Below are 24,571 nucleotides of genomic sequence, written 5' to 3' on the forward strand. Positions count from 1 at the left end.
TCAATTATTCACCTTTATTTTTTTTGATGATATCTTCTGCAATTGATTTTGGTACTTCTTCATAGTGATCAAATGTCATAGAGAATACACCGCGACCTTGAGTTGCAGAACGTAAAGTTGTAGCATATCCGAACATTTCAGATAGTGGAACCATAGAACGTACTACTTGAGAGTTACCACGAGCTTCCATACCCTCTACGCGACCGCGACGAGCAGTAATGTTACCCATAATATCACCAAGGTACTCTTCTGGAATTACAACTTCTACTTTCATCATTGGCTCTAAGATTACTGGGTTACATTTTTTAGCTGCTTCTTTTAATGCCATAGATGCAGCGATTTTGAACGCCATTTCACTTGAGTCAACGTCATGGTAAGAACCGAATACTAATTTTGCTTTAATGTCGATTAGTGGGTAACCAGCAACAACACCGCGGTCAAGAGAGTCACGTAGACCCGCTTCTACTGCAGGGATGTATTCACGAGGTACAACACCACCAACGATAGCGTTTTCGAATTCGAAACCTTTACCCTCTTCGTTTGGAGAGAACTCGATCGTTACGTCACCGTATTGACCGCGACCACCAGATTGACGAGAGAATTTACCTTGAACTTTAGCTTCGCTACGGAATGTTTCACGGTAAGATACCATTGGAGCACCCACGTTAGCTTCAACTTTAAATTCACGTTTCATACGGTCAACTAAGATATCAAGGTGAAGTTCACCCATACCAGAGATGATTGTTTGACCTGTTTCAGTGTCAGTATGAGCACGGAATGTTGGATCTTCTTCTTGTAGTTTTTGTAAAGCTTGACCCATTTTATCTTGGTCAGCTTTAGATTTTGGTTCTACAGAAAGAGAGATTACTGGCTCTGGGAATTCCATTGACTCTAAGATAACAAGGTTTTTCTCGTCACATAGAGTATCACCTGTTGTAGTATCTTTAAGACCTACAGCAGCAGCGATGTCACCAGCGAATACTTTTGAGATCTCTTCACGAGAGTTAGCGTGCATTTGTAGGATACGACCTACACGCTCACGTTTACCTTTAGAAGAGTTTTGTACGTAAGAACCTGAATCCAATGTACCTGAGTACACACGGAAGAATGTTAACTTACCTACGAATGGGTCTGTCATTACTTTGAATGCAAGAGCTGAGAATGGCTCATCATCAGAAGAATGGCGGATGATTTCTTCGTCGCCATCAACGTCAGTACCTTTAATAGCTTCTACATCTGTCGGAGCTGGAAGGTAATCAACAGCCGCATCAAGCATTTTACGAACACCTTTGTGTTTGAATGCTGTACCACAAAGTACTGGGTAGAATTCTACCGCGATAGTAGCTTTACGGATTGCTGCTTTTAATTCTTCTTTAGTAATTTCTTCGCCTTCTAAGTATTTCTCCATAAGCTCTTCATCAACACTTGCAACAGCGTCGATTAGTTTCTCACGGTACTCTTCAGCTTGATCCATGAATTCTGCAGGGATTTCTCCTACAGTTACGTCTGTACCTTCGTCGTTACCGTAGAAAGTAGCGTTCATTTCGATTAAATCGATAATTCCGCGGAACTCATCTTCAGCACCGATTGGTAATTGGATTGGGTGAGCATTAGCTTGTAAACGCTCATGTAATGTGCCTACAGAATATAGGAAGTCTGCACCCATTTTATCCATCTTGTTGATGAATACGATACGAGGAACTCCGTATGTTGTAGCTTGACGCCATACTGTTTCAGTTTGAGGCTCAACACCAGATTGAGCATCTAATACTGTTACAGCACCATCAAGTACGCGTAAAGAACGTTCAACTTCAACAGTGAAGTCTACGTGTCCTGGAGTATCGATGATGTTAATACGGTGACCATTCCATTGAGCTGTTGTTGCAGCAGAAGTGATCGTGATACCACGCTCTTGCTCTTGCTCCATCCAGTCCATTTGAGAACCGCCATCATGAGTTTCACCGATTTTGTGAATCTTACCAGTGTAATAAAGGATACGCTCAGTAGTTGTTGTTTTACCAGCATCAATGTGAGCCATGATCCCAATATTACGTGTATTCTCTAGAGAGAATTCGCGTTTCATAGGAAATTTCTCCTTCCATATTGGGTTAACTGTATAGATGGTAAAAATCTTAGCCCCAGCAATGCTAGAGCAAAGATCAAATTACCAACGGTAGTGAGCGAATGCTTTGTTCGCTTCTGCCATTTTGTGCATATCTTCACGTTTCTTAACTGAAGCACCTGTGTTGTTAGATGCATCTAAGATTTCGTTAGCTAAGCGCTCTTCCATCGTTTTTTCTCCACGAAGACGAGCGTAGTTTACTAAATAACGTAAACCTAAAGTTGTACGACGTTCTGGACGAACTTCTACTGGTACTTGGTAGTTAGAACCACCAACACGACGAGCACGTACTTCTAGTACAGGCATTACGTTGTTTAATGCAGCTTCAAATACTTCTAAAGCATTTTGACCCGAACGCTCTTGAACTAATTCGAAAGCTCCGTATAAAATCTTTTGAGAAGTACCTCTTTTACCATCAATCATCATTTTGTTGATTAAACGAGTTACTAGTTTTGAATTATAAAGTGGATCTGGTAACACGTCACGTTTGGAAACAGGACCTTTACGAGGCATGTGTTTTCCTCCTTTCAAATCGTTGTATATTTAAACTTGAATTATTTTTTTTCTTTAGGGCGTTTAGTACCGTATTTAGAACGAGATTGTAAACGACCGTTAACACCAGCTGTATCAAGTGCACCACGAACGATGTGGTAACGTACTCCAGCTAAGTCTTTTACGCGTCCGCCACGGATAAGAACTACACTGTGCTCTTGTAAGTTGTGACCTTCACCTGGGATATACGCAGTAACCTCAAGTTGGTTAGTTAAGCGTACACGAGCGTATTTACGTAAAGCCGAGTTCGGTTTACGTGGTGTCATTGTACCTACACGAGTACAAACTCCGCGTTTTTGAGGAGACTTAACGTCAGTTAAAGATTTTTTAAATGAGTTATATCCTTTGTTTAACGCTGGAGATTTTGATTTCGTGCTTTTAGATTGACGAGGCTTACGTACTAATTGGTTAATTGTAGGCATCGATTTGTCCTCCCTTCATTTTTTCCTTGTTTCAATACCACACATCCAGGTGGTTCATTTTTTGGGTAAAAACAAAGTCTTTGTGTACTTTACACAAAAACTACATCGCAGTAATCGCAACAACTGCAGCTCCAACATGAATGCCGCAAGCTTTACCAAGTTCTTTCTTTGAATCGACGTATTTGACTGGTACACCGATTTCTTTCGCGAGAAGAATGGCCGGATCGGTTACCCATTTGTCTGCATCGATTGCGACAAAAAGAGCTGTTACTTGTCCAGCATACATTGCTTTCACTGCTTGCTTTATACCTATGATTGTTTTACTGGCCTGTTTTACTTGATCGTAAGACATTTTCATATCCTCCTAAGTACAGACAGTTAACTATCAACCTTCAATATATTATCATTCCAAACTTACACTGTCAACAGATTTCTTATGAAAGTATGTTGGTTAATATTTAATCCAAGGAAATTCCAAAGAAAATCTCCCGGCTGAGAATGGTCTCTGCCGGGATCTCTTCATTATATACTGCTATTCAGCTGTAATTACTTCTGCTGATTCTTCTTGCTCCATACGGATTTGACGGTAGCGTTGCATACCAGTACCAGCCGGAACCAGTTTACCGATAATTACGTTTTCCTTCAGACCTAGAAGCTCATCACGTTTACCTTTAATTGCAGCATCCGTTAACACACGTGTTGTTTCCTGGAATGATGCAGCTGATAAGAATGATTCTGTTTCAAGAGAAGCTTTTGTAATACCTAAGATGACAGGACGGCAAGTTGCTGGAGTTTTTCCGCTAAGTACGGCTTCAGCATTTGCCTCAGAGAATTGGTGGATATCAAGAAGTGACCCTGGTAATAGCTCTGTGTCACCTGCTTCAATCACGCGCACTTTACGAAGCATTTGGCGAACCATTACTTCGATGTGTTTGTCTCCGATTTCTACCCCTTGCATACGGTATACTTTTTGTACTTCTTTTAATAAATATTCTTGAACTGTCGATACATCTTTAACTTTTAATAATTGCTTCGGATCGATAGAACCTTCAGACAATGTTTGACCCGCTACAATTGTGTCGCCTTCTGTTACTTTTAGACGCGCATTGTAAGGTGCTTGGTATTTACGTGTTTCCACATCACCTTGGATCGTTACTTCTTTAAGACCTTCACGAATTTCTTCGATTTCGATTACTGTACCAGTAATTTCAGAAATGACTGCTTGACCTTTAGGGTTACGAGCCTCGAAAATTTCCTGGATACGTGGAAGACCTTGTGTAATATCGTTACCGGCTACCCCGCCTGTATGGAATGTACGCATCGTTAACTGTGTACCTGGCTCACCGATAGATTGTGCAGCAATAATACCAACTGCTTCACCAACTTCTACCTCTTCACCAGTAGCTAAGTTCATACCGTAACATTTTTTACATACGCCGTGTTTTGTATTACATGTAAATGCAGAACGGATTGTAATTTCTTCGATATTTGCATCTTCGATAACGCGGGCAATATCTTGTGTAATTAAACCATCACGCTCTACGATAACCGCTCCTGTTTCTGGATGGCGAACTGTTTTCTTCACGTAACGACCAACAATACGTTCGTCTAACGCTTCGATCAATTCGTTTCCTTCCATTAATGAACCGATTAATAAACCGCGGTCAGTACCACAGTCGTCTTCACGAACGATAACATCTTGTGCTACGTCTACTAAACGACGAGTTAAGTAACCTGAATCGGCAGTTTTTAGTGCTGTATCGGCAAGACCTTTACGCGCACCGTGTGTAGAGATGAAGTACTCTAATACTGTTAAACCTTCACGGAATGAAGACTTGATTGGTAACTCGATAATACGACCAGCCGGGTTGGCCATCAGACCACGCATACCAGCTAACTGTGTAAAGTTCGATGCGTTACCACGGGCACCAGAGTCAGACATCATGAAGATCGGGTTAGTTTTTTGTAAAGATTTCATCAGCTTGCCTTGAATTTCATCTTTCGCAGCTGTCCATACGTTAATAACTCGGTTATAACGCTCTTCCTCAGTAATTAAACCGCGGCGGAACTGGATCATTACTTTATCTACTTTGCCTTGGGCTTCATCTAAGATTACACCTTTATCCGGTAATACGACGATGTCAGATACACCTACTGTAATACCTGCACGAGTAGAATATTTGAAACCTAAGTTTTTCATGCGGTCAAGCATCTTAGAAGTTTCTGTAATGTGGAACTCTTTGAATACTTCAGCAATAACATTTCCTAAGAATTTTTTACGGAAAGGATCTACTACAGGTATATTTGTGAAGTGCTTCGCTAAAATAGCGCGGCGTTGTGCTTCAACTTTTTCCGATTCAGATAAATCAGCATAACCTTCTGTTGCTTCGATTTCTTTCAGTAACTCTTCGTCGATTGTTAAGTTCACGAAGTATTTTTCAGGTGTTTTTTGCTCTAAGTTGACTGAAGTAGGCTCATTAATATAAGGGAATGAGCGTGGTAAAATTTCATTGAAGATTACTTTACCTACAGTCGATAATAAGAACATTTTATTTTGTTCTTCTGTAAATGTCGGGTTATTTAATGAACTTGCTTTAATTGCAATACGAGAGTGTAAATGTACATGACCGTTTTGGTAGGCGATTAACACTTCGTTTGAATCATTAAATATTGCCCCTTCACCACGGGCACCTTCACGCTCAAGTGTTAAGTAATAGTTACCTAATACCATATCCTGAGATGGAGTTACTACTGGTTTCCCGTCTTTCGGGTTAAGGATGTTTTGCGCCGCTAACATAAGTAAGCGAGCTTCTGCTTGTGCTTCAGCTGATAATGGAACGTGAACCGCCATTTGGTCACCATCGAAGTCAGCGTTATAAGCTGTACATACTAATGGGTGAAGACGGATTGCACGGCCTTCTACTAGTGTAGGCTCGAATGCTTGGATACCAAGACGGTGTAATGTCGGTGCACGGTTAAGTAATACCGGATGCTCACGAATTACATCTTCTAATACATCCCAAACTTCATTGTGTAAACGCTCAATTTTACGTTTTGCACTCTTAATGTTATGGGCAAGGCCACGCTCTACTAACTCTTTCATTACGAAAGGTTTGAATAGTTCGATTGCCATTTCTTTTGGAAGACCACATTGGTACATTTTTAAGTTAGGACCTACTACGATAACCGAACGACCAGAGTAGTCTACACGTTTACCAAGTAAGTTTTGACGGAAACGACCTTGTTTCCCTTTCAGCATATGTGAAAGTGATTTTAAAGGACGGTTACCAGGACCTGTTACAGGACGACCGCGACGACCATTATCAATTAATGCGTCAACCGCTTCTTGTAACATACGTTTTTCGTTTTGAACGATAATGCTCGGTGCACCAAGGTCAAGTAAACGTTTTAAACGGTTGTTACGGTTAATAACACGACGGTAAAGGTCATTTAAGTCAGATGTAGCAAAACGTCCACCATCTAATTGCACCATCGGACGAAGCTCTGGCGGAATTACCGGTAGTACATCTAAAATCATCCACTCTGGTTTGTTGCCTGAGTTACGGAATGATTCTACTACTTCTAAACGTTTAATCGCACGTGTACGGCGTTGGCCTTGTGCAGATTTTAACTCTTCTTTTAAAACTTGTGTTTCATCTTCTAAGTCGATTTTCTCTAAAAGACGTTTAATCGCTTCAGCACCCATTGCTGCTTCGAATTCGTTACCATACTTTTCACGGTATGCACGGTATTCTTTTTCAGAAAGTAAGTCTTTATAGCCTAAAGACGTTTGACCTGGGTCGACTACTACATATGAAGCAAAGTAAATTACTTCTTCCAATGCACGTGGAGACATATCTAAAATAAGACCCATACGGCTTGGAATACCTTTGAAGTACCAAATATGTGATACAGGTGCTGCTAGTTCGATATGTCCTTGACGCTCACGGCGAACTTTCGAACGCGTTACTTCTACGCCACAACGGTCACAAACGACACCTTTATAACGTACACGTTTATATTTACCACAGTGACATTCCCAGTCTTTTGTTGGTCCAAAAATACGTTCACAGAATAGACCATCTTTTTCTGGTTTTAATGTACGGTAGTTAATTGTTTCTGGTTTTTTTACTTCTCCGTATGACCAAGAACGGATCTTGTCAGGTGAAGCTAAACCAATTTTCATATATTCAAATTCATTAACATCGATCAAGGAGCCTACCTCCCTTTAGTTATAAGTCGTAAATGACTTTTAATGTAGCTCTACACTTACAAAATTTCATATTAGGCCATAATGAAACTTGCATTTTCAATCAATTACGCCCCGGCGTAATTGCGTCCAGATTTTTTGAGTTTACTCAAAAAAACCTTTAAAAATCTGTGACATCTGCCAGAGGCCATATATTCATTCAGCGAGTGTCTTAAACAATCGCTGAATGAATAAAGAAAAACCGGGCAGGGCATATACCTGCCCGATTCAATTGAAGTTATTCAAATGATTCTACTGGGTCTTCTTCTTTGTCATTAGATCGTTCGACTGGTGCAGCTACTTCATCTTCATCGTCAAGGTCGCGTAATTCCACTTCCTCGTCATTGATTGTAAGCATCTTCACATCCATACCTAATGATTGAAGTTCTTTAATTAATACTTTAAATGATTCTGGAACACCTGGTTCTGGAACACTTTCACCTTTTACGATTGCTTCGTATGTTTTCACACGACCTACAACGTCATCCGATTTTACAGTTAAAATCTCTTGTAACGTGTAAGCAGCACCGTATGCTTCAAGTGCCCAAACCTCCATCTCACCGAAGCGCTGACCACCGAATTGTGCTTTACCACCAAGCGGCTGTTGCGTTACTAATGAGTAAGGTCCAGTTGAACGTGCATGAAGTTTATCGTCAACCATGTGCGCTAGTTTGATCATGTACATGACACCAACAGAAACGCGGCTATCGAATGGCTCACCTGAACGTCCATCATAAAGAATTGTTTTACCGTCACGGTTCATACCAGCTTCTTCCATCGTTTCCCAAACATCGGCTTCGTTGGCACCATCGAATACTGGTGACGCCATATGAATACCTAAGTAACGAGAAGCCATACCTAAGTGTAGCTCAAGCACTTGTCCGATGTTCATACGGGAAGGTACCCCTAGTGGGTTAAGCATGATATCTACTGGTGTTCCGTCCGGCATGAACGGCATATCCTCTTCCGGTAAGATACGTGAAATTACACCTTTGTTACCGTGACGTCCGGCCATTTTGTCACCAACGCGGATTTTACGTTTTTGAACAATATAAGCACGAACTAATTGGTTTACACCTGGTGGTAATTCATCGCCGTCTTCACGGTTGAATACTTTTACATCTAAAATGATACCGCCAGCTCCGTGTGGTACACGTAGAGAAGTATCACGTACTTCACGCGCTTTTTCACCGAAGATAGCATGTAATAAACGCTCTTCCGCAGTTAACTCTGTAACTCCTTTAGGCGTAACTTTACCTACTAGAATGTCACCGTCGCGAACTTCTGCACCGATACGGATAATTCCGCGGTCGTCCAAGTTACGAAGTGCATCTTCACCCACGTTTGGAATATCACGTGTGATTTCTTCAGGTCCAAGCTTAGTATCACGAGACTCTGATTCATATTCTTCAATATGAACAGAAGTATATACATCGTCTTTAACAAGGCGTTCGCTCATAATTACAGCATCCTCGTAGTTGAAGCCGTCCCATGTCATGAACGCAACAAGTACGTTTTGACCAAGTGCTAATTCGCCTTTTTCCATAGATGGACCATCAGCTAAAATATCACGAGGTTTTACACGGTCGCCAACTTTTACGATTGGACGTTGGTTATAAGAAGTACCTTGGTTTGAACGAATGAACTTTTGTAATTTATATTTTGTTAAATCGCCTTTTACTTCTTTACCATCTACTACTTCAATACGACGTACGTGAATTGAACGTGCTTCAACATGTTCAACAATACCATCGAATTTCGCTACTACAGCAGCACCAGAATCACGTGCATCTACGTGCTCCATACCCGTACCAACGAATGGTGCGTTTGGATATAGTAATGGAACAGCTTGACGTTGCATGTTCGCTCCCATTAACGCACGGTTTGAGTCGTCGTTTTCCAAGAAAGGAATACAAGCTGTCGCAGCAGATACTACTTGTTTAGGAGATACATCCATGTAGTCGATGCGGTCTTTAGAGAATACAGTGTTGTCACCACGGAAACGTCCAACAACTTCTTCATTCGTGAAAGTACCGTCTTCATTTAAGATTGAGTTCGCTTGTGCAACTACATAGTTATCCTCTTCGTCAGCAGTTAAGTAGTGGATCTCACTCGTTACAGCACCTGTTTCTGGATCAACACGGCGGTAAGGAGTTTCGATGAAGCCAAACTTGTTAACTTTTGCGAATGAAGATAATGAGTTGATAAGGCCGATGTTCGGTCCCTCAGGAGTCTCGATCGGACACATACGACCATAGTGAGAGTAGTGAACGTCACGTACTTCCATACCAGCACGCTCACGTGTTAAACCACCAGGCCCTAATGCAGAAAGACGACGCTTATGCGTTAATTCTGCTAACGGGTTTGTTTGGTCCATGAATTGAGACAATTGAGAGCTACCGAAGAACTCTTTAATCGAAGCGATAACAGGACGGATATTGATTAATTGCTGTGGTACGATTGCTGCTGTGTCATTAATTGACATACGCTCACGTACTACACGCTCCATACGAGATAAACCGATACGGAATTGGTTTTGCAGTAATTCACCAACAGAACGTAAACGACGGTTACCTAAATGGTCAATATCATCTGTGTTACCAACGTCATATAATAAGTTAAAGAAGTATGATACTGAAGCCAATACATCGGCTGGAGTAATATTTTTCACTTCTTCATCTACATAGGCGTTTGAAATAACATTAATTTCTTTTTGTGCTTCATCATTTGGTGCAAAGATTTTAACCGATTGAATTGTAATATCATCTTCCAATACACCACCAACTTGGTTTAATGTACGGAATCCGACACCACTTTCTAAATAAGGAATTAACTTATCCAAATTACGGCGGTCTAATAATGTACCTGCTTCTACGATAATTTCTCCTGTGTCAGGATCCACTAACGTTTCTGCAATCGTTTGGTTAAATAAACGATTTTTGATGTGAAGCTTTTTGTTCATTTTGTAACGACCAACATTCGCTAAATCATAGCGTTTTGCGTCAAAGAAGCGAGAATATAATAAGTTCTTCGCAGACTCAACTGTTGGTGGTTCACCTGGACGTAAACGTTCATAGATTTCAAGAAGGGCCTTTTCAGTACCTTCCGTATTATCTTTTTCTAACGTATTACGTAAATATTCATTGTCGCCAATGATATCTAAAATTTCTTGATCCGAGCCAAAACCTAATGCACGTAAAAGTACTGTTACCGGTAATTTACGTGTACGATCAATACGTACATATACAACGTCTTTAGCATCTGTTTCATATTCAAGCCATGCTCCACGGTTTGGAATAACCGTTGCACCAAAGCCTTTTTTACCGTTTTTATCCGTTTTTTCGTGGAAGTATACACTTGGAGAACGAACTAACTGTGAAACGATAACACGCTCAGCACCGTTAATAATAAACGTACCTGTTTCTGTCATTAATGGGAAGTCACCCATAAAGACGTCTTGCTCTTTCACTTCGTTTGTTTCTTTGTTGTGCAAACGTACTTTTACACGTAATGGTGCAGCATAAGTAACGTCACGCTCTTTACACTCATCCACATCATACTTAGGATCTCCTAAAGTATAGTCGACGAATTCTAATGAAAGATTACCTGTAAAATCTTCGATTGGAGAAATGTCGTGGAACATCTCGCGCAACCCTTCTTCAAGGAACCACTCATAAGATGCTGTTTGGATTTCGATTAGATTCGGAAGTTCCAGCACCTCACTAATACGCGCAAAGCTTCTACGCTGGCGGTGTTGTCCGTACTGAACTAGTTGACCTGTCAACTCATTCACCCCTCAATAAAGCGATAATAGGTCTTTGCAAAAACATACAAATAGTGTATGATTTCGAAAGACAAAAAGAAAACGAGACTTTTTTTAAACCTCATTTTCGGTTAAACTTAATTTATTCTTAGCAGTATACCCGTAAATTTGAATATTTAATGCAAAAGGGCATACTACCTCAAAATAATAATTTTGCATTTTATTATGTTATCATATTCGATTTGTCAAGTCAATATTGGAAACTAATCTTACTTATTTTTTTGCACGAATAATCCAATATCCTTTTTTCTTCTCAATGACATCTACTTCTGAAAACATTCCTTCTAAATGACTAATAGTTGATGGAGCGCCTTGCTTCTTCTGAATGACAATCCACAGCTCACCATTTTCCACTAACAATTCATATGCACCTTCATAAAATTTGAAGATTGTTTCTTTACCTGCACGAATTGGAGGGTTTGTTAATACTGCGGCTACTTTCGTTCCAGGTTCTACAGCAGCTAATCCATCGCTTTCAAAAATACGTACATTTTGAACCCCGTTAAGCTGGGCATTTTTTTGAGACAAACTAACTGCTCGTGAATTAATATCCATCATGTAAACTTCACGATCAGTGTTGTTTTTTGCAATCGATAATCCGATCGGTCCATAGCCACAACCTACATCAAGCAAAACACCATCAATTTTAGGCATTTCAAACACATCGATTAGTACACGGGAACCAAAATCTACTTCGCTTTTACTGAATACACCCGTATCCGTTTCAAACGTAAATGTATTGCCTAATAAAGTGAATTTCCATTGGCGCGGTTTACTCTCAGTTTGAGGCTTATTTGAATAATAATGTTCAGACACGCAACACGCCTCCTTAGAAAAAGTACATTTTGCGCTAATTATGCAAAATGATATCTTTCATGTGGAATACTAAAAAAAACAATATTTTCATATCCACAAAAGTTAAATAAAGAAAAGCCCGCCGCAAAATTGTGACGAGCTTTCCTTATTAAACTAAGCTAAAAGCCTAGCAATTAAAGTTAAACTGAAATTATTTAACTTCTACTGAAGCGCCAACTTCTTCAAGTTTAGCTTTGATAGCTTCAGCTTCGTCTTTAGAAACGCCTTCTTTAAGAGCTTTAGGAGCGTTATCAACAACTTCTTTAGCTTCTTTTAAGCCTAAACCAGTGATTTCACGAACCACTTTGATTACTTTGATTTTTTCTCCACCAGCAGAAGCTAATACTACGTCAAACTCAGTTTTTTCTTCAGCAGCGCCTGCAGCACCACCAGCAACTACTGCTACTGGAGCAGCAGCTGTTACACCGAATTCTTCTTCGATTGCTTTTACTAAATCGTTTAATTCTAGAACTGTCATAGCTTTGATAGCTTCTAAGATTTGCTCATTGTTCATTTTAATTTCCTCCTATGGAATGTTTATTAGTTTTAGGCAGTTTGCCTGATTTTTGAAGTTATTAGGCTACTATTAAGCGCCTTGCTCTTCTTTTTGTTCTGCAACAGCTTTTGTTGCAAGTGCGAAGTTGCGCACTGGAGCTTGAAGTACAGATAAAAGCATTGATAATAGACCTTCGCGAGATGGAAGTTCTGCAAGAGCTTTAACGTCTTCAACTGATGCCACAGTACCTTCGATGATACCGGCTTTAATTTCTAACGCTTCGTTTTTCTTAGCGAACTCGTTAATAATTTTAGCAGGAGCTACTACGTCCTCGTTAGAGAATGCGATAGCGTTAGGACCAGTTAAGAATTCATTGATTCCTTCTAAACCAGCAGCTTCAGCAGCACGGCGAGTTAAAGTGTTTTTGTAAACTTTGAACTCAACACCTGCTTCACGTAATTGCTTACGTAATTCAGTTACTTGCGCTACAGTTAAACCACGGTAATCTACTACTACTACAGAACCAGCAGCAGAGAATTTATCAGCGATTTCTTGAACTTGAACTTTTTTAGTTTCGATTGCTTTGCTCATGATGACACCTCCTATTAGAATGAGTCATTTATACCGACAAAGAAAAGCCTCTATATCAATAATAGACATAGAGGCTGAAAGTACATCATCTTAAAAAGAATCCGAACTCCTATGTCCTCGGTAGGATCATTAAGTGCATATGGCACCCCTACTGTCTTCGGTACAAATGGATGATTCACAACAGCATTCATCTTACCAAGTAAGAAGCGCGTTGTCAACAAATTTTATTTTACGGCTTTTAAAAACCGGAAATTATTTAACTGATACGTTAGCAGCGTCAACTTTTACAGCAGGACCCATTGTAGTTGTAACGTTTACAGACTTCATGTAAGTACCTTTTGCTGCAGCTGGCTTAGCTTTTTGAACTACTTCAAATACAGCTAAGAAGTTTTCTACTAATTTTTCTGTATCGAAAGAAACTTTACCGATTGGAGCGTGGATGATACCAGACTTTTCAGCACGGTATTCTACTTTACCAGCTTTGATTTCTTCGATTGCTTTTGTTACGTCAAATGTAACTGTACCTGTTTTAGGGTTTGGCATTAAACCTTTAGGACCTAATACACGACCTAATTTACCAACTTCACCCATCATGTCAGGAGTTGCAACGATTACATCGAAATCAAACCAACCTTGTTGGATTTTTTGGATGTATTCTGCATCGCCTACATAGTCTGCGCCAGCAGCTTCTGCTTCTTTAAGTTTTTCGCCTTTAGCGAAAACTAATACGCGTTGAGTTTTACCAGTACCGTGTGGTAATACTACCGCACCACGGATTTGTTGGTCGTTTTTACGAGTATCGATACCTAATTTGAATGCTACTTCTACAGTTGCATCAAAGTTTACAGTGCTTGTTTTTTGCGCTAACGCTACTGCTTCTTCAACAGAGTATAAAGTTGCGCGGTCGATTAATTTAGCTGCTTCTTGCAGTTTTTTACCTTTTTTAGCCATTATAATTTCCTCCTTGATTGTGGTTGTAACGGATTTGACCTCCCACGAATAAAGGTTGCGCACTCATCAAACAAGTATCCGAGTGCAGCAACCTTCCAAAAACAAAAACATCATCAAGTGTTGAAGATGGGATTAGTCTTCGATCGTAATACCCATGCTTCGCGCAGTACCTTCAACCATTAACATAGCAGCTTCAACTGAAGCAGCGTTAAGGTCTGGCATTTTTTGTTCAGCGATTTCGCGAACTTTATCACGTTTAACCGTTGCGACTTTTTTACGATTTGGTTCACCAGATCCAGATTGGATACCAGCAGCTACTTTAAGTAATACTGCAGCTGGTGGAGTTTTCGTAATAAAAGTGAATGAACGGTCTTCAAATACTGAAATTTCAACTGGAATGATAAGACCAGCTTGATCAGCAGTACGAGCGTTAAATTCTTTACAGAATCCCATAATGTTTACACCTGCTTGACCTAATGCAGGACCAACCGGTGGCGCTGGGTTTGCTTTACCAGCAGGGATTTGAAGTTTTACAACTTTAATAACTTTTTTAGCCACGAGACACACCTCCTTAAGTCCGTGATGTGGTAACTGGGTTGCCCCTCCCACTCAAATATCTGTTCGTCAGCTAACTTGCCGATAACATTAAAACTAATTATAATCACACGCCCAAAACTTGGACAGTCTGACCTTTGAAATGATAACACTTTTAAATTACTTAATCAAGTGTAAATAATTCTATATTTTTTGAACTTGGTTAAAGTCTAGCTCCATTACCGTTTCGCGACCGAACATATCAACAAGAACTTTTAATTTTGCTTTGTCGACATCCACTTCTTCTACGCGGCCTTGGAAATGTGCAAATGGCCCTTCAAGAACTTCTACAACCTCACCAACAGTAATTTCAACTTCACCTAGTAAAGTTTCATTCATACCCATTTGTGCAAGCAGACGTTCCGCTTCTTCCGGTAATAATGGAGTCGGTTTTACACCGCCGCCTGAAGAACCGATAAACCCTGTGACACCAGGTGTATTACGAACGACATACCAAGCATCATCTGTCATAATCAATTCTACTAAAACGTAACCAGGGAAAATTTTACGCATTACTGCTTTTTTCTTACCGTCTTCTTTTACATCGATTTCTTCATGCTCAGCTACGATTACACGGAAAATTTTATCTTGCATCCCCATCGTTTCCACGCGTTTTTCAAGATTTGCTTTTACTCGGTTCTCATAACCAGAATACGTATGAACTACATACCAATTTTTCTCCATATAGGTAGGACTAAATCGTCCGTCCCTCCTTTACATTAAGTGTGTTAGGGTATATATTTCCCTGTTCACAAAACTTCAATAATCTATTTCTTTAAATTAAGCCGTCAGCATTTTTTAACAAATGAAAAAACCCGTTATATGGCATGGACGGGCTATTTCGAAATATTAACATGATATTGCTTACAGAGACAAGAACCAACGGAATAATTCTGAGATTCCTAAATCTATTGCTGTAAAGAATAACGCCATCACGATAACCGTTGAAACAACTACTACCGTATACTTCGTTAACTCTTTACTTTTCGGCCAACTTGTTTTGCGCATTTCCGAGCCGACTTCTTGTAGAAAGTTTGTTACTTTACTCATCTTTGCCTAACCTCCGAACAACGAATTAATCTATGTTTCATTTATAACGTTTGTTTATGCATTGTATGCTCATTGCAATGAGAGCAAAATTTCTTCAGTTCTAAACGCTCGGTTGACCCTTCTTTTTTCGGGACATTGTAGTTTCTTGAACCGCATTTTTCACAACTTAAAACGACTTTCTTTGCCATGTTTATCACCTTTTCGGCAGTTTGTCCTTTAAAGACTAACACCTAAATTTCCCACTGTCAATAAAGGCTCGTGGTGTTTAAGTCATTTCTTTTAATTCAATATGACGCTCCAATTTGCGCTTCACCCGCTGTAATGCATTATCGATGGATTTTACATGGCGGTCCAATTCTTCAGAAATTTCATTATAGGATTGTCCTTCCAAATAACGAACCAATACTTGCTGTTCGAGTTCGCTTAACACTTCGCCCATCTTCTCTTCCAAATAAAGATAATCTTCACGATTGATCATCAAATACTCAGGATCGTCCGAAATCGGACTCGTAATAATATCCATTAACGTACGCTCTGATTCTTCATCGTAAATTGGCTTATCTAAAGAAACATATGAATTTAGCGGAATATGCTTTTGTCTAGTAGCCGTTTTAATTGCCGTAATAATTTGCCGTGTAATGCAAAGTTCTGCAAAGGCACGGAATGACGCCAGCTTGTCCTCTTTAAAATCCCGAATCGCCTTATATAAGCCAATCATTCCTTCTTGGATAATATCTTCTTTGTCTGCACCAATTAAAAAATACGACCGCGCTTTTGCCTTAACAAACAATCGGTATTTTGAAATTAAAAAATCTAGCGCATCTGTATTGCCTAGATGCACTTGTTCTACAAGCTCTTCATCTGTCAAATGTTCAAAACGCAGTACCATTTGTAACTTCTCACTTTTAAGCAATGAAAATCACCTCAGTTACGCTAGAATAATTAGGAATAGTATAACTTAATTGGAAATTGCGGGCAATCTATTACTTGAGCCCTCTTCTCCATTTTTCAAACTGTAGTTCCACTTCTTTTGATAGCTTAATTCTTGAGGCCGGTTTTTCGTCGGTTGATTCTTTTACTTTGGATGAAATTTTAGACTGAATAATTTGCATTTCAATTTCAAGCTCGCGTGCCGATTTTCTTAGAGCACCATGTCCAAATACAACGTTTTGTTCAGTCATATCGGATGTTGCGACGTGTATTTGGATTTTCCGTCCCTTTAATTCGTTCGATAATTTTTCAATGCGCTCGTCCGCTGTTTCGTTTTTACGTGTATAAAGCACTTCCACAGCATGCTGAATATACAGTTGCTCAGTGCCTGGGACAAGATGGGCGTCAAATACAACGATAACACGCCAGCCTGTATGCGCTTTATACTCCGCCATTCGTTCAATTAACCGATCACGTGCATCTTCAAAGTGAGGTTCGCGTAACGGACGAAGCTCACTCCATGCACCGATCATGTTATAGCCGTCTACTAGCAATATGTTCTGCATGACCTCATCCGTTAGCTTCGTGTCGTTTGCGGTACACTTCATACATAAGTAATGCCGCTGCTACGGAAGCATTCAATGATGTTACATGACCGACCATTGGCAAGTGATATAAGAAGTCACATTTATCTTTTAAAAGACGGCTCATTCCCTTACCTTCACTACCAATAATTAATGCAAGCGGTAATGTTGCATCCATTTTACGATAATCTGCCGAACCTTTTGCATCTGTCCCGGCAATCCATACACCGCGGTCTTTTAGCTCATCAACCGTTTGGGCTAAATTGGTTACACGCACAACAGGTACATGCTCGATAGCACCTGTAGAAGCTTTAGCAACAACTGCCGTCAAACCAACAGCGCGACGCTTTGGAATAATGATACCATGTGCACCGATCGCATCTGCTGTACGCATAATCGATCCTAAGTTATGCGGATCTTCCAGCTCGTCCAGTATTAAAAAGAACGGGTCTTCGTTCTTTGCCTTCGCTGCGTTAAATAGATCATCCAATTCTGCATAGTCATATGCCGCAACGGATGCCACAATACCCTGATGATTTTCTGCAAGCTTGTCGACTTTTTGCTTTGGTACAAACTGCACGAGGACACCTTGCTCTTTCGCTAAGTCCATTAACTCCTGTACACCTGTTTTCTTAACGCCTTCGGCAATCCATAACTTATTGATTTCCCGGCCTGCGCGAAGTGCCTCAAGTACCGGGTTTTTTCCTGCAATCATTTCTCCTGATAATTCTTCCTGGGCAGATTGCGGTTTTTCTTGTTGCTTTTTCTCATGAGTTTTAAAAGTATCTGCTTTTTTATCGCGTCCTTTAAAATCTCTTGCTTTACGATTTTGCTGTCTTTTCTCTGCCATAGTTACACTCCTTTTGCCTGTTCAACAATTTCGATTGCGTAATCGATTATTTCATTTGCGCGATGATGTTCTTTACTAAGGAATAGGAAGCCTAAAACTGCTTCAAATCCAGAGCTATTACGATATGTGCGGACATCTGTATTTTTCGGAACAGATCCTGATTTGGCATTGCGTCCTCTACGGAAAACAGCTTGCTCTTCTTCTGTCAAATAATTCTCTTCAATCATTCGATGCACAATATTGGACTGGGACTTGGCCGAAACGTATTTCGTCGCTTCTTTATGCAATGTGTTGGGCTTTGCACGGCCCGACAATATTAAATGTTCCCGAATTCTTTGTTCAAGCACGGCGTCGCCCATATAAGCGAGCGCCAGTGCATTTAGCTGTATGACATCATGTGGTGTTAAATTTTGCATTTACTGTCCTCGTTTCCAGCGTGTACCTTGACGAGTATCCTCAAGAACAATATCCATGCCCAGCAGTTGGTCACGGATTTCATCTGAACGAGCGAAATCGCGATTTTTACGGGCTTGGTTACGTTCTTCGATTAATGCCTCGATTTCTTCATCGAGTAAGCCTGCTTCTACTTTTATATTAATCCCTAGTACATTTCCAATTGTATCAAACATCGTTAAAATTGCCTGTAATACTTCTTTATCTGTATTCGCTTCGTTTAAATACACATTGGCAATATGGGAAAGTTCAAATAATGCTGAAACCGCATTTGCTGTATTAAAGTCATCATTCATCGCATTTTCGAATTCAATTTTAATCTGACCGACTTTTTCAAGCCATTGCTCGCTGTTATCCCCTAAACTTGCCGAAGATGTAAGACGGTGCTCGACATTCGTATAGGATGTACGAATACGGTCCAAACCGCTTTTCGCTGCTTCCACTAAATCCTGAGCAAAGTTGATCGGGTTACGGTAATGAACAGACAGCATAAAGAAACGCAACACTTGCGGGTCGATTTGCTTGCGGATATCATTCACTAATATAAAGTTACCCAGTGATTTCGACATTTTCTCATTATCAATATTAATATAGCCGTTATGCATCCAATAACGCGCAAATGTTTTATCATTATGCGCTTCGGATTGGGCAATTTCGTTTTCGTGGTGAGGGAATGTTAAATCCTGTCCTCCTGCGTGAATATCGATTGTATCGCCTAAGTGCTCACGCGCCATTACAGAACATTCAATATGCCACCCCGGACGTCCTTCTCCCCATGGTGATGCCCACTTAATTTCTCCTGCTTTTGCAGCTTTCCATAATGCGAAATCCAACGGGTCTTCTTTTTTCTCGCCAGCTTCAATACGTGCTCCCACTTTTAAATCATCAATCGATTGGTGACTTAACTTTCCGTAGCCATTAAATTTACGTGTACGGTAATAAACATCACCTTGGGATTCATATGCATAGCCTTTGTCGATCAGCACTTTAATAAACGCGATAATATCATCCATATGCTCTGTTACACGAGGATGAGCATCCGCCTTTTGGCATCCCAGTGCCGTAATATCTTCAAAATAAGCGGCAATAAAACGATTTGTTAATACAGAAGTTTCTTCGCCTAACTCATTCGCGGCTTTAATAATTTTGTCATCCACATCGGTAAAATTTGAAACGAATTTCACTTCATAACCTGCATATTGTAAATAGCGGCGTACTGTATCATAGACGATTACCGGGCGGGAATTTCCAATATGGATGTAATTGTATACAGTTGGTCCGCATACGTACATTTTTACTTTACCTTCCTCCAGGGGAATAAATGGTTCTTTTTGTCTTGTCAACGAATTGAAAATTTGAATCGTCATATTGCCTCTCCTTTTTCATTGTACTCTTTAAATATCTATTGGGTTAATTTGTCAAATAAAAAACGCCTCCATCACCTCAAGAAGGTGACAGAGACGCTAGATGCGCGGTTCCACTCTGATTGAAAAAGTATCAGTACTTTTTCCGCTTGAAGTCCTGTAACGTGGACAAATCGATTTAACCTACTTCAAGTTCAGTTAAATACTCAAAGGTGCATTTCAGCATTGCCTTAACCTGGATCACTTTCAGCCGGTGGTGATCCTCTCTAATAAGGGGTGCGCAGCGTACTTCTCCTTCTCAACGTGCTCTCACTTATGGAATTTACATTCATTTTACATATATTTTCTGAAAAATCAATCATTTTATTCATTCAAAGAATTCGGTAGTTAGTTCCAAATATTAAAAATGGATTACTCTGCAAACTTTTCAACACGAGCAATTGTTTTTTCCTTGCCGATCAAAGCAATGGCATTCGGCAATTCCGGACCATGTGTTTGACCAGTTGTCACAACACGGATTGGCATAAACAGATTCTTACCTTTTACGCCCGTTTCTTTTTGTACAGCTTTAATAGCTGCTTTAATTGAAGCGGCATCAAAAGATTCTAAAGCTTCTAATTGAGTTTTAAATGAAGCCATAACAGCCGGCACAGTTTCACCAGCTAACACTTCGTTTGCTTCTTCATCATATGCAATTTCTTCTGTGAAAAATAGGCTCGATAATTCTACGATTTCTGCACCGAAGCTCATTTGCTCATGGTAAAGAGCGATTAAATCAGACGCCCATACTTGTTGCTCTTCCGATAGCTCTTCTGGAAGTAAGCCTGCTTTTTGCAAGTGTGGCAATGCTAAAGCAACTACCTCTTCATGAGACATTTTTTTAATATATTGGTTGTTCATCCATGTTAGCTTTGTTTTATCGAACATTGATGGTGATTTTGACAAGCGCTTTTCATCAAACAGCTTTACAAATTCGTCATGTGAGAAGATTTCTTCCTCTCCCTCAGGTGACCAGCCAAGTAATGCAAAGAAGTTAAACATCGCTTCCGGTAAGTAGCCTAGGTCCTTGTATTGTGTAACGAACTGGATGATCGACTCATCACGTTTTGATAATTTTTTGCGCTCTTCATTTACGATTAATGTCATATGACCATATTGCGGATATTCCCATCCGAATGCGTCAAAGATCATCATTTGTTTTGGTGTGTTCGATAAATGCTCTTCTCCACGGAATACATGTGTAATTTCCATGAAGTGATCATCCAGCACTACAGCATAATTGTAGGTTGGGATACCGTTTGCTTTTACAAGTACCCAGTCGCCGATATCTTTTGATTCGAAAGATACTTCACCGCGAACTAAGTCAGTGAACTGATACGTAACATTTTCAGGAACACGCATACGAATTGTGTGCGGGATACCAGCAGCTTCTTTTTCAGCAACTTCCTCGGCTGTTAAATGACGGCATTTTCCGTCATATGCAGGTGCAGCAACACCTTGTGCTTTTTGTTTTTCGCGTGATGCTTCAAGCTCTTCTGAAGTACAGAAACATTTATAAGCTTGTCCGTTTTCCAGCATTTTTTCTGCATGCTCTTTATAAATATCAAGACGCTCCATTTGACGGTAAGGTGCATATGGGCCGCCGATATCAATCGATTCATCCGGCGTAATGCCTAACCAGCGTAAGTTATCAAGTTGAGACGCTTCCCCGCCCTCTACATTACGCTCAATATCTGTATCTTCAATACGTACTACAAAAGTACCGTTATGATGTTTTGCATATAAATAATTGAATAAAGCTGTACGTGCGCCACCGATATGTAAAAATCCTGTTGGCGATGGTGCATAACGAACGCGAACTGTTTTCGTCATAAATATTGCCTCCTAATTTTAGCGTCAAAACGCTCGACCTTTTTAGCATATAAAAATTTACTTTTATATGTATATGAATGGACATCTATTGTCCAATATCGGCACAATAGATGTCTTTTAAACTTTAACCATTCTACCACTGTAAGTTATTAAATTAAAGTAGCGTGTGCCGATTTTTGACACACGCCCTCAATTTTATCCCACTTTATGCTTTAACTAATAGAATCGTTGCCATTGCTGCAATTCCTTCTTCACGGCCAACAAAACCTAACTTCTCTGTTGTTGTCGCTTTTACATTTACTTGTGAAGGCTCCGCATTCATTAATTGTGCGATACGGTTTTGCATTTGTGAGATATATGGTGCCATTTTCGGACGCTGTGCCATTATCGTACAATCCACATTGCCTAATTTATATCCGCGCTCTTCAACCATCTTCCAAATGTATTCAAGTAACTTAGCTGAATCTGCATCTTTCCACTCCGGATCTGTATCAGGGAAGTGACGGCCTATATCCCCTTCACCAATTGCACCTAATGCCGCGTCTGTTACTGTATGTAAAAGTACATCGGCATCTGAATGACCTACTAAGCCGCGCTCATGTGGAATTGTAATACCACCTAAAATTAATGGACGTCCTTCTGCAAATTCGTGAACGTCAAATCCTTGTCCAATTCGAAACATATCGTTGCTAGCCTACAAAGTAAACTAGCCTTCACCTTCTTTCTGCTAATCTCATTATCATTAGTATAATCAACTTATCCGGAAAAAGCCTCGCAAATCTATTTCCTTTTCAAGGTATCTTCTATTTTCGTTGTTTTATAATAGCTTCCCCAAAAATCAGATCTTCCTGCGTTGTCATTTTTACATTTTCATAACTGCATTCCACGATATGAATATCATGACCTAAACGTTCCACAAGCATCGCTTCATCCGTTCCTAAAAAACCGACCTTTTCCGCTACGTCTTCAGCTTCTGCCAGTAAATCGTAACGGAATGCTTGCGGTGTTTGAACCATCCATAACGACTCGCGGTCAACAGTTTCTTTTATTAGGCCGTTATGAACGACCTTCATCGTATCCTTTGCACGAACCCCTGCAATCGCTGCCCCTTTTTCATAAGCGACTTTTGCAAGTTCGGCTATCTTTGGAATCGTAATAAAAGGTCTTGCAGCATCATGAACAAGGACAACATCCACTGCATTCATTTCTTTTATGCATGAATGCACTGAGTATTGGCGTTCTTCACCACCTGTAGGCATACCTTTTACTTTTGTAATATTATATTCTTCCATGAGCGACTGGATAAATGGACGTTCCTCATCTTTTACGGCAAGCCAAATACCCGTACAGTTTTCATCTTGTTCAAAAACAAGAAGTGTATGAACTAGAATTGGTTTATCCGCCAAGTTTAAAAATAATTTATTTTGACCGGCGCCCATGCGCTTTCCACTTCCTGCTGCCGGTAAAACAACTTCATAACGCAAAATGCTTCACTTCCTAATCCTCTTTTGGCTTGGCAAAAATCATTCGCCCAGCGGATGTTTGAAGTACGCTCGTCACCGTAACTGTAATCGCCTGGCCAATATAGCTTCGGCCGCCTTCTACTACAATCATTGTTCCGTCATCTAAATAGGCAACACCTTGATTGTGTTCTTTCCCGTCTTTAATGACAACGACTTGCATATCTTCACCCGGAATAACGACCGGTTTCACCGCGTTTGCCAAATCATTAATATTCAATACTTGCACACGGTGCAGTTCACAAACTTTATTTAAGTTGAAATCATTCGTCAATATTTGAGCACTCATGTTTTTTGCTAAGCGAACCAGCTTCAAGTCCACTTCAGACACATCTTCAAAATCCACTTCCGTAATAAGTACCTTCGAAGCACGTTCGTCCTGAAGACGTTTTAAAATATCGAGACCTCTGCGACCACGCGTACGCTTCAATGTATCGGATGAATCCGCAATATGCTGGAGTTCTGTTAATACAAACTGAGGCACGACTAAAACCCCTTCCACAAAGCCTGTTGCTGAAATATCGGCAATACGCCCATCAATGATGACACTCGTATCAAGTAATTTGTACTGTTCCTGACCTTCCTTGACAGAACCGTCACTTTGACGCTTTTTCGTGGATTTCCCGGAAAATATCTGCAATAGCTCATCCCGTTTACTAAAACCTAACCGGAAGCCGAGATAGCCCAGAACAATAGATAAAATAGCAGGAACAACAGCAGTAATTACGGGAATGTTCATTTGATTGATTGCGACACCGACCAATGTTGCTACACATAGTCCTACGATTAAACCGAGTGTACCAAACAGTAAATCCGCTGCAGGCAATTTGAATAGTACTTCCTCTAACCAAGTAATTAATTTTACAAAGTAATCAGACAACGCAAACGATAAAACGAATAATAAAGCAGCACCTATCGCAACACTGAAGTATGGATTATTAAGCCAAGGATTGGATGATAAGTTCATGAATGCATATAAGGGCGGTAAGAAAATGAGGCCTAATGCTCCACCGATAAATAAAAATGCTACTTGAATTATTTTCTTCAACATTTGTTTCACCTCCAGTTAATAATTATACATCTAAAATTTCATTCATGCGAAGCCCAGGTACCAAAAGCAAGGGCAAATAATCAATAAACTGCAATCATATTCCAATATTAGGATTTTACCCATTTTTTAAGATTATTCCCTATTTTTTTTAGTTGAATTTACGCGATATTAATTCAAAAATGACGTACTTCATTCTAAATTCCCACTACCAGTAGTTTAATCAAATTAATGCATATATTATT

Annotated in this window: 23 protein-coding genes and 2 other annotated features; all 23 genes read right to left on the bottom strand. The window is 40.0% G+C overall.

Annotation, left to right across the window (positions count from 1 at the left end; all coding sequences use genetic code 11):
• Positions 1-4 precede the first annotated feature (4 nt).
• The gene (gene fusA, locus ABS917_RS08820; protein WP_350478638.1) at positions 5-2,083 is read right to left on the bottom strand and encodes an elongation factor G; all 2,079 of its coding nucleotides are present in this window, start codon (positions 2,081-2,083) and stop codon (positions 5-7) included.
• Positions 2,084-2,164: 81 nt separating this feature from the next.
• Positions 2,165-2,635 carry a 30S ribosomal protein S7 gene (gene rpsG, locus ABS917_RS08825; protein ID WP_008406982.1) on the bottom strand — a complete coding sequence of 157 codons (471 nt, stop codon included), beginning with the start codon at positions 2,633-2,635 and terminating at the stop codon, positions 2,165-2,167.
• Between the two features lie 41 nt (positions 2,636-2,676).
• Positions 2,677-3,096 (bottom strand): 30S ribosomal protein S12, encoded by a 420-nt coding sequence (gene rpsL, locus ABS917_RS08830; protein WP_008406983.1) that lies wholly within the window; start codon positions 3,094-3,096, stop codon positions 2,677-2,679.
• A gap of 100 nt (positions 3,097-3,196) precedes the next feature.
• Positions 3,197-3,448 (bottom strand): ribosomal L7Ae/L30e/S12e/Gadd45 family protein, encoded by a 252-nt coding sequence (locus tag ABS917_RS08835; protein ID WP_340802834.1) that lies wholly within the window; start codon positions 3,446-3,448, stop codon positions 3,197-3,199.
• Between the two features lie 180 nt (positions 3,449-3,628).
• The gene (gene rpoC / locus ABS917_RS08840; RefSeq protein WP_350478639.1) at positions 3,629-7,309 is read right to left on the bottom strand and encodes a DNA-directed RNA polymerase subunit beta'; all 3,681 of its coding nucleotides are present in this window, start codon (positions 7,307-7,309) and stop codon (positions 3,629-3,631) included.
• Between the two features lie 274 nt (positions 7,310-7,583).
• Positions 7,584-11,138 (bottom strand): DNA-directed RNA polymerase subunit beta, encoded by a 3,555-nt coding sequence (rpoB, locus tag ABS917_RS08845; RefSeq protein ID WP_350478640.1) that lies wholly within the window; start codon positions 11,136-11,138, stop codon positions 7,584-7,586.
• Between the two features lie 243 nt (positions 11,139-11,381).
• Entirely contained in the window at positions 11,382-11,984 is a 603-nt protein-coding gene (locus ABS917_RS08850; RefSeq protein WP_350478641.1) for a class I SAM-dependent methyltransferase, read from the bottom strand.
• Positions 11,985-12,174: 190 nt separating this feature from the next.
• Entirely contained in the window at positions 12,175-12,537 is a 363-nt protein-coding gene (gene rplL / locus ABS917_RS08855) for a 50S ribosomal protein L7/L12 (protein ID WP_079523499.1), read from the bottom strand.
• A 72-nt stretch (positions 12,538-12,609) separates the two neighbouring features.
• On the bottom strand, positions 12,610-13,110 hold the full coding sequence (rplJ, locus tag ABS917_RS08860) for a 50S ribosomal protein L10 (RefSeq protein WP_350478642.1): 501 nt from the start codon (positions 13,108-13,110) through the stop codon (positions 12,610-12,612).
• Between the two features lie 32 nt (positions 13,111-13,142).
• Positions 13,143-13,289: a sequence feature (ribosomal protein L10 leader region), on the bottom strand.
• Positions 13,290-13,362: 73 nt separating this feature from the next.
• On the bottom strand, positions 13,363-14,061 hold the full coding sequence (rplA, locus tag ABS917_RS08865; RefSeq protein ID WP_350478643.1) for a 50S ribosomal protein L1: 699 nt from the start codon (positions 14,059-14,061) through the stop codon (positions 13,363-13,365).
• A 132-nt stretch (positions 14,062-14,193) separates the two neighbouring features.
• Positions 14,194-14,619, bottom strand: coding sequence for a 50S ribosomal protein L11 (rplK, locus tag ABS917_RS08870; protein WP_008406998.1), 426 nt, complete (start codon positions 14,617-14,619; stop codon positions 14,194-14,196).
• A gap of 180 nt (positions 14,620-14,799) precedes the next feature.
• Positions 14,800-15,339: a transcription termination/antitermination protein NusG gene (nusG, locus tag ABS917_RS08875; RefSeq protein ID WP_079523503.1), complete on the bottom strand. Its 540-nt coding sequence runs from the start codon at positions 15,337-15,339 to the stop codon at positions 14,800-14,802.
• A gap of 180 nt (positions 15,340-15,519) precedes the next feature.
• Entirely contained in the window at positions 15,520-15,705 is a 186-nt protein-coding gene (gene secE, locus ABS917_RS08880; RefSeq protein ID WP_008407002.1) for a preprotein translocase subunit SecE, read from the bottom strand.
• A 41-nt stretch (positions 15,706-15,746) separates the two neighbouring features.
• Positions 15,747-15,893, bottom strand: a complete 147-nt coding sequence (rpmG, locus tag ABS917_RS08885) for a 50S ribosomal protein L33 (RefSeq protein WP_251690894.1) — start codon at positions 15,891-15,893, stop codon at positions 15,747-15,749.
• 77 nt (positions 15,894-15,970) lie between these two features.
• Positions 15,971-16,594 carry an RNA polymerase sporulation sigma factor SigH gene (sigH, locus tag ABS917_RS08890; protein ID WP_350478732.1) on the bottom strand — a complete coding sequence of 208 codons (624 nt, stop codon included), beginning with the start codon at positions 16,592-16,594 and terminating at the stop codon, positions 15,971-15,973.
• A 94-nt stretch (positions 16,595-16,688) separates the two neighbouring features.
• The gene (locus tag ABS917_RS08895) at positions 16,689-17,201 is read right to left on the bottom strand and encodes an NYN domain-containing protein (protein ID WP_008407006.1); all 513 of its coding nucleotides are present in this window, start codon (positions 17,199-17,201) and stop codon (positions 16,689-16,691) included.
• Positions 17,202-17,205: 4 nt separating this feature from the next.
• Positions 17,206-18,069, bottom strand: coding sequence for a 23S rRNA (guanosine(2251)-2'-O)-methyltransferase RlmB (gene rlmB, locus ABS917_RS08900; protein ID WP_350478644.1), 864 nt, complete (start codon positions 18,067-18,069; stop codon positions 17,206-17,208).
• A gap of 2 nt (positions 18,070-18,071) precedes the next feature.
• A complete protein-coding gene (locus ABS917_RS08905) occupies positions 18,072-18,485 on the bottom strand; it encodes a Mini-ribonuclease 3 (RefSeq protein ID WP_014822403.1) in 414 nt (137 codons plus the stop codon).
• Entirely contained in the window at positions 18,486-19,889 is a 1,404-nt protein-coding gene (cysS, locus tag ABS917_RS08910) for a cysteine--tRNA ligase (protein ID WP_350478645.1), read from the bottom strand. It abuts the gene before it with no gap.
• Between the two features lie 86 nt (positions 19,890-19,975).
• Positions 19,976-20,197, bottom strand: a binding site (T-box leader).
• A 100-nt stretch (positions 20,198-20,297) separates the two neighbouring features.
• Complete coding sequence (gltX, locus tag ABS917_RS08915; RefSeq protein WP_350478646.1) at positions 20,298-21,758, bottom strand: glutamate--tRNA ligase; 1,461 nt, start codon at positions 21,756-21,758, stop codon at positions 20,298-20,300.
• A gap of 205 nt (positions 21,759-21,963) precedes the next feature.
• Entirely contained in the window at positions 21,964-22,440 is a 477-nt protein-coding gene (gene ispF, locus ABS917_RS08920) for a 2-C-methyl-D-erythritol 2,4-cyclodiphosphate synthase (RefSeq protein WP_350478647.1), read from the bottom strand.
• A gap of 121 nt (positions 22,441-22,561) precedes the next feature.
• Positions 22,562-23,242, bottom strand: a complete 681-nt coding sequence (ispD, locus tag ABS917_RS08925; protein ID WP_350478648.1) for a 2-C-methyl-D-erythritol 4-phosphate cytidylyltransferase — start codon at positions 23,240-23,242, stop codon at positions 22,562-22,564.
• Between the two features lie 13 nt (positions 23,243-23,255).
• The gene (locus ABS917_RS08930; protein ID WP_350478649.1) at positions 23,256-24,329 is read right to left on the bottom strand and encodes a PIN/TRAM domain-containing protein; all 1,074 of its coding nucleotides are present in this window, start codon (positions 24,327-24,329) and stop codon (positions 23,256-23,258) included.
• Positions 24,330-24,571: the final 242 nt, after the last annotated feature.

Origin of the sequence: Solibacillus sp. (assembly GCF_040273735.1) — a bacterium.
Lineage (GTDB): Bacteria > Bacillota > Bacilli > Bacillales_A > Planococcaceae > Solibacillus.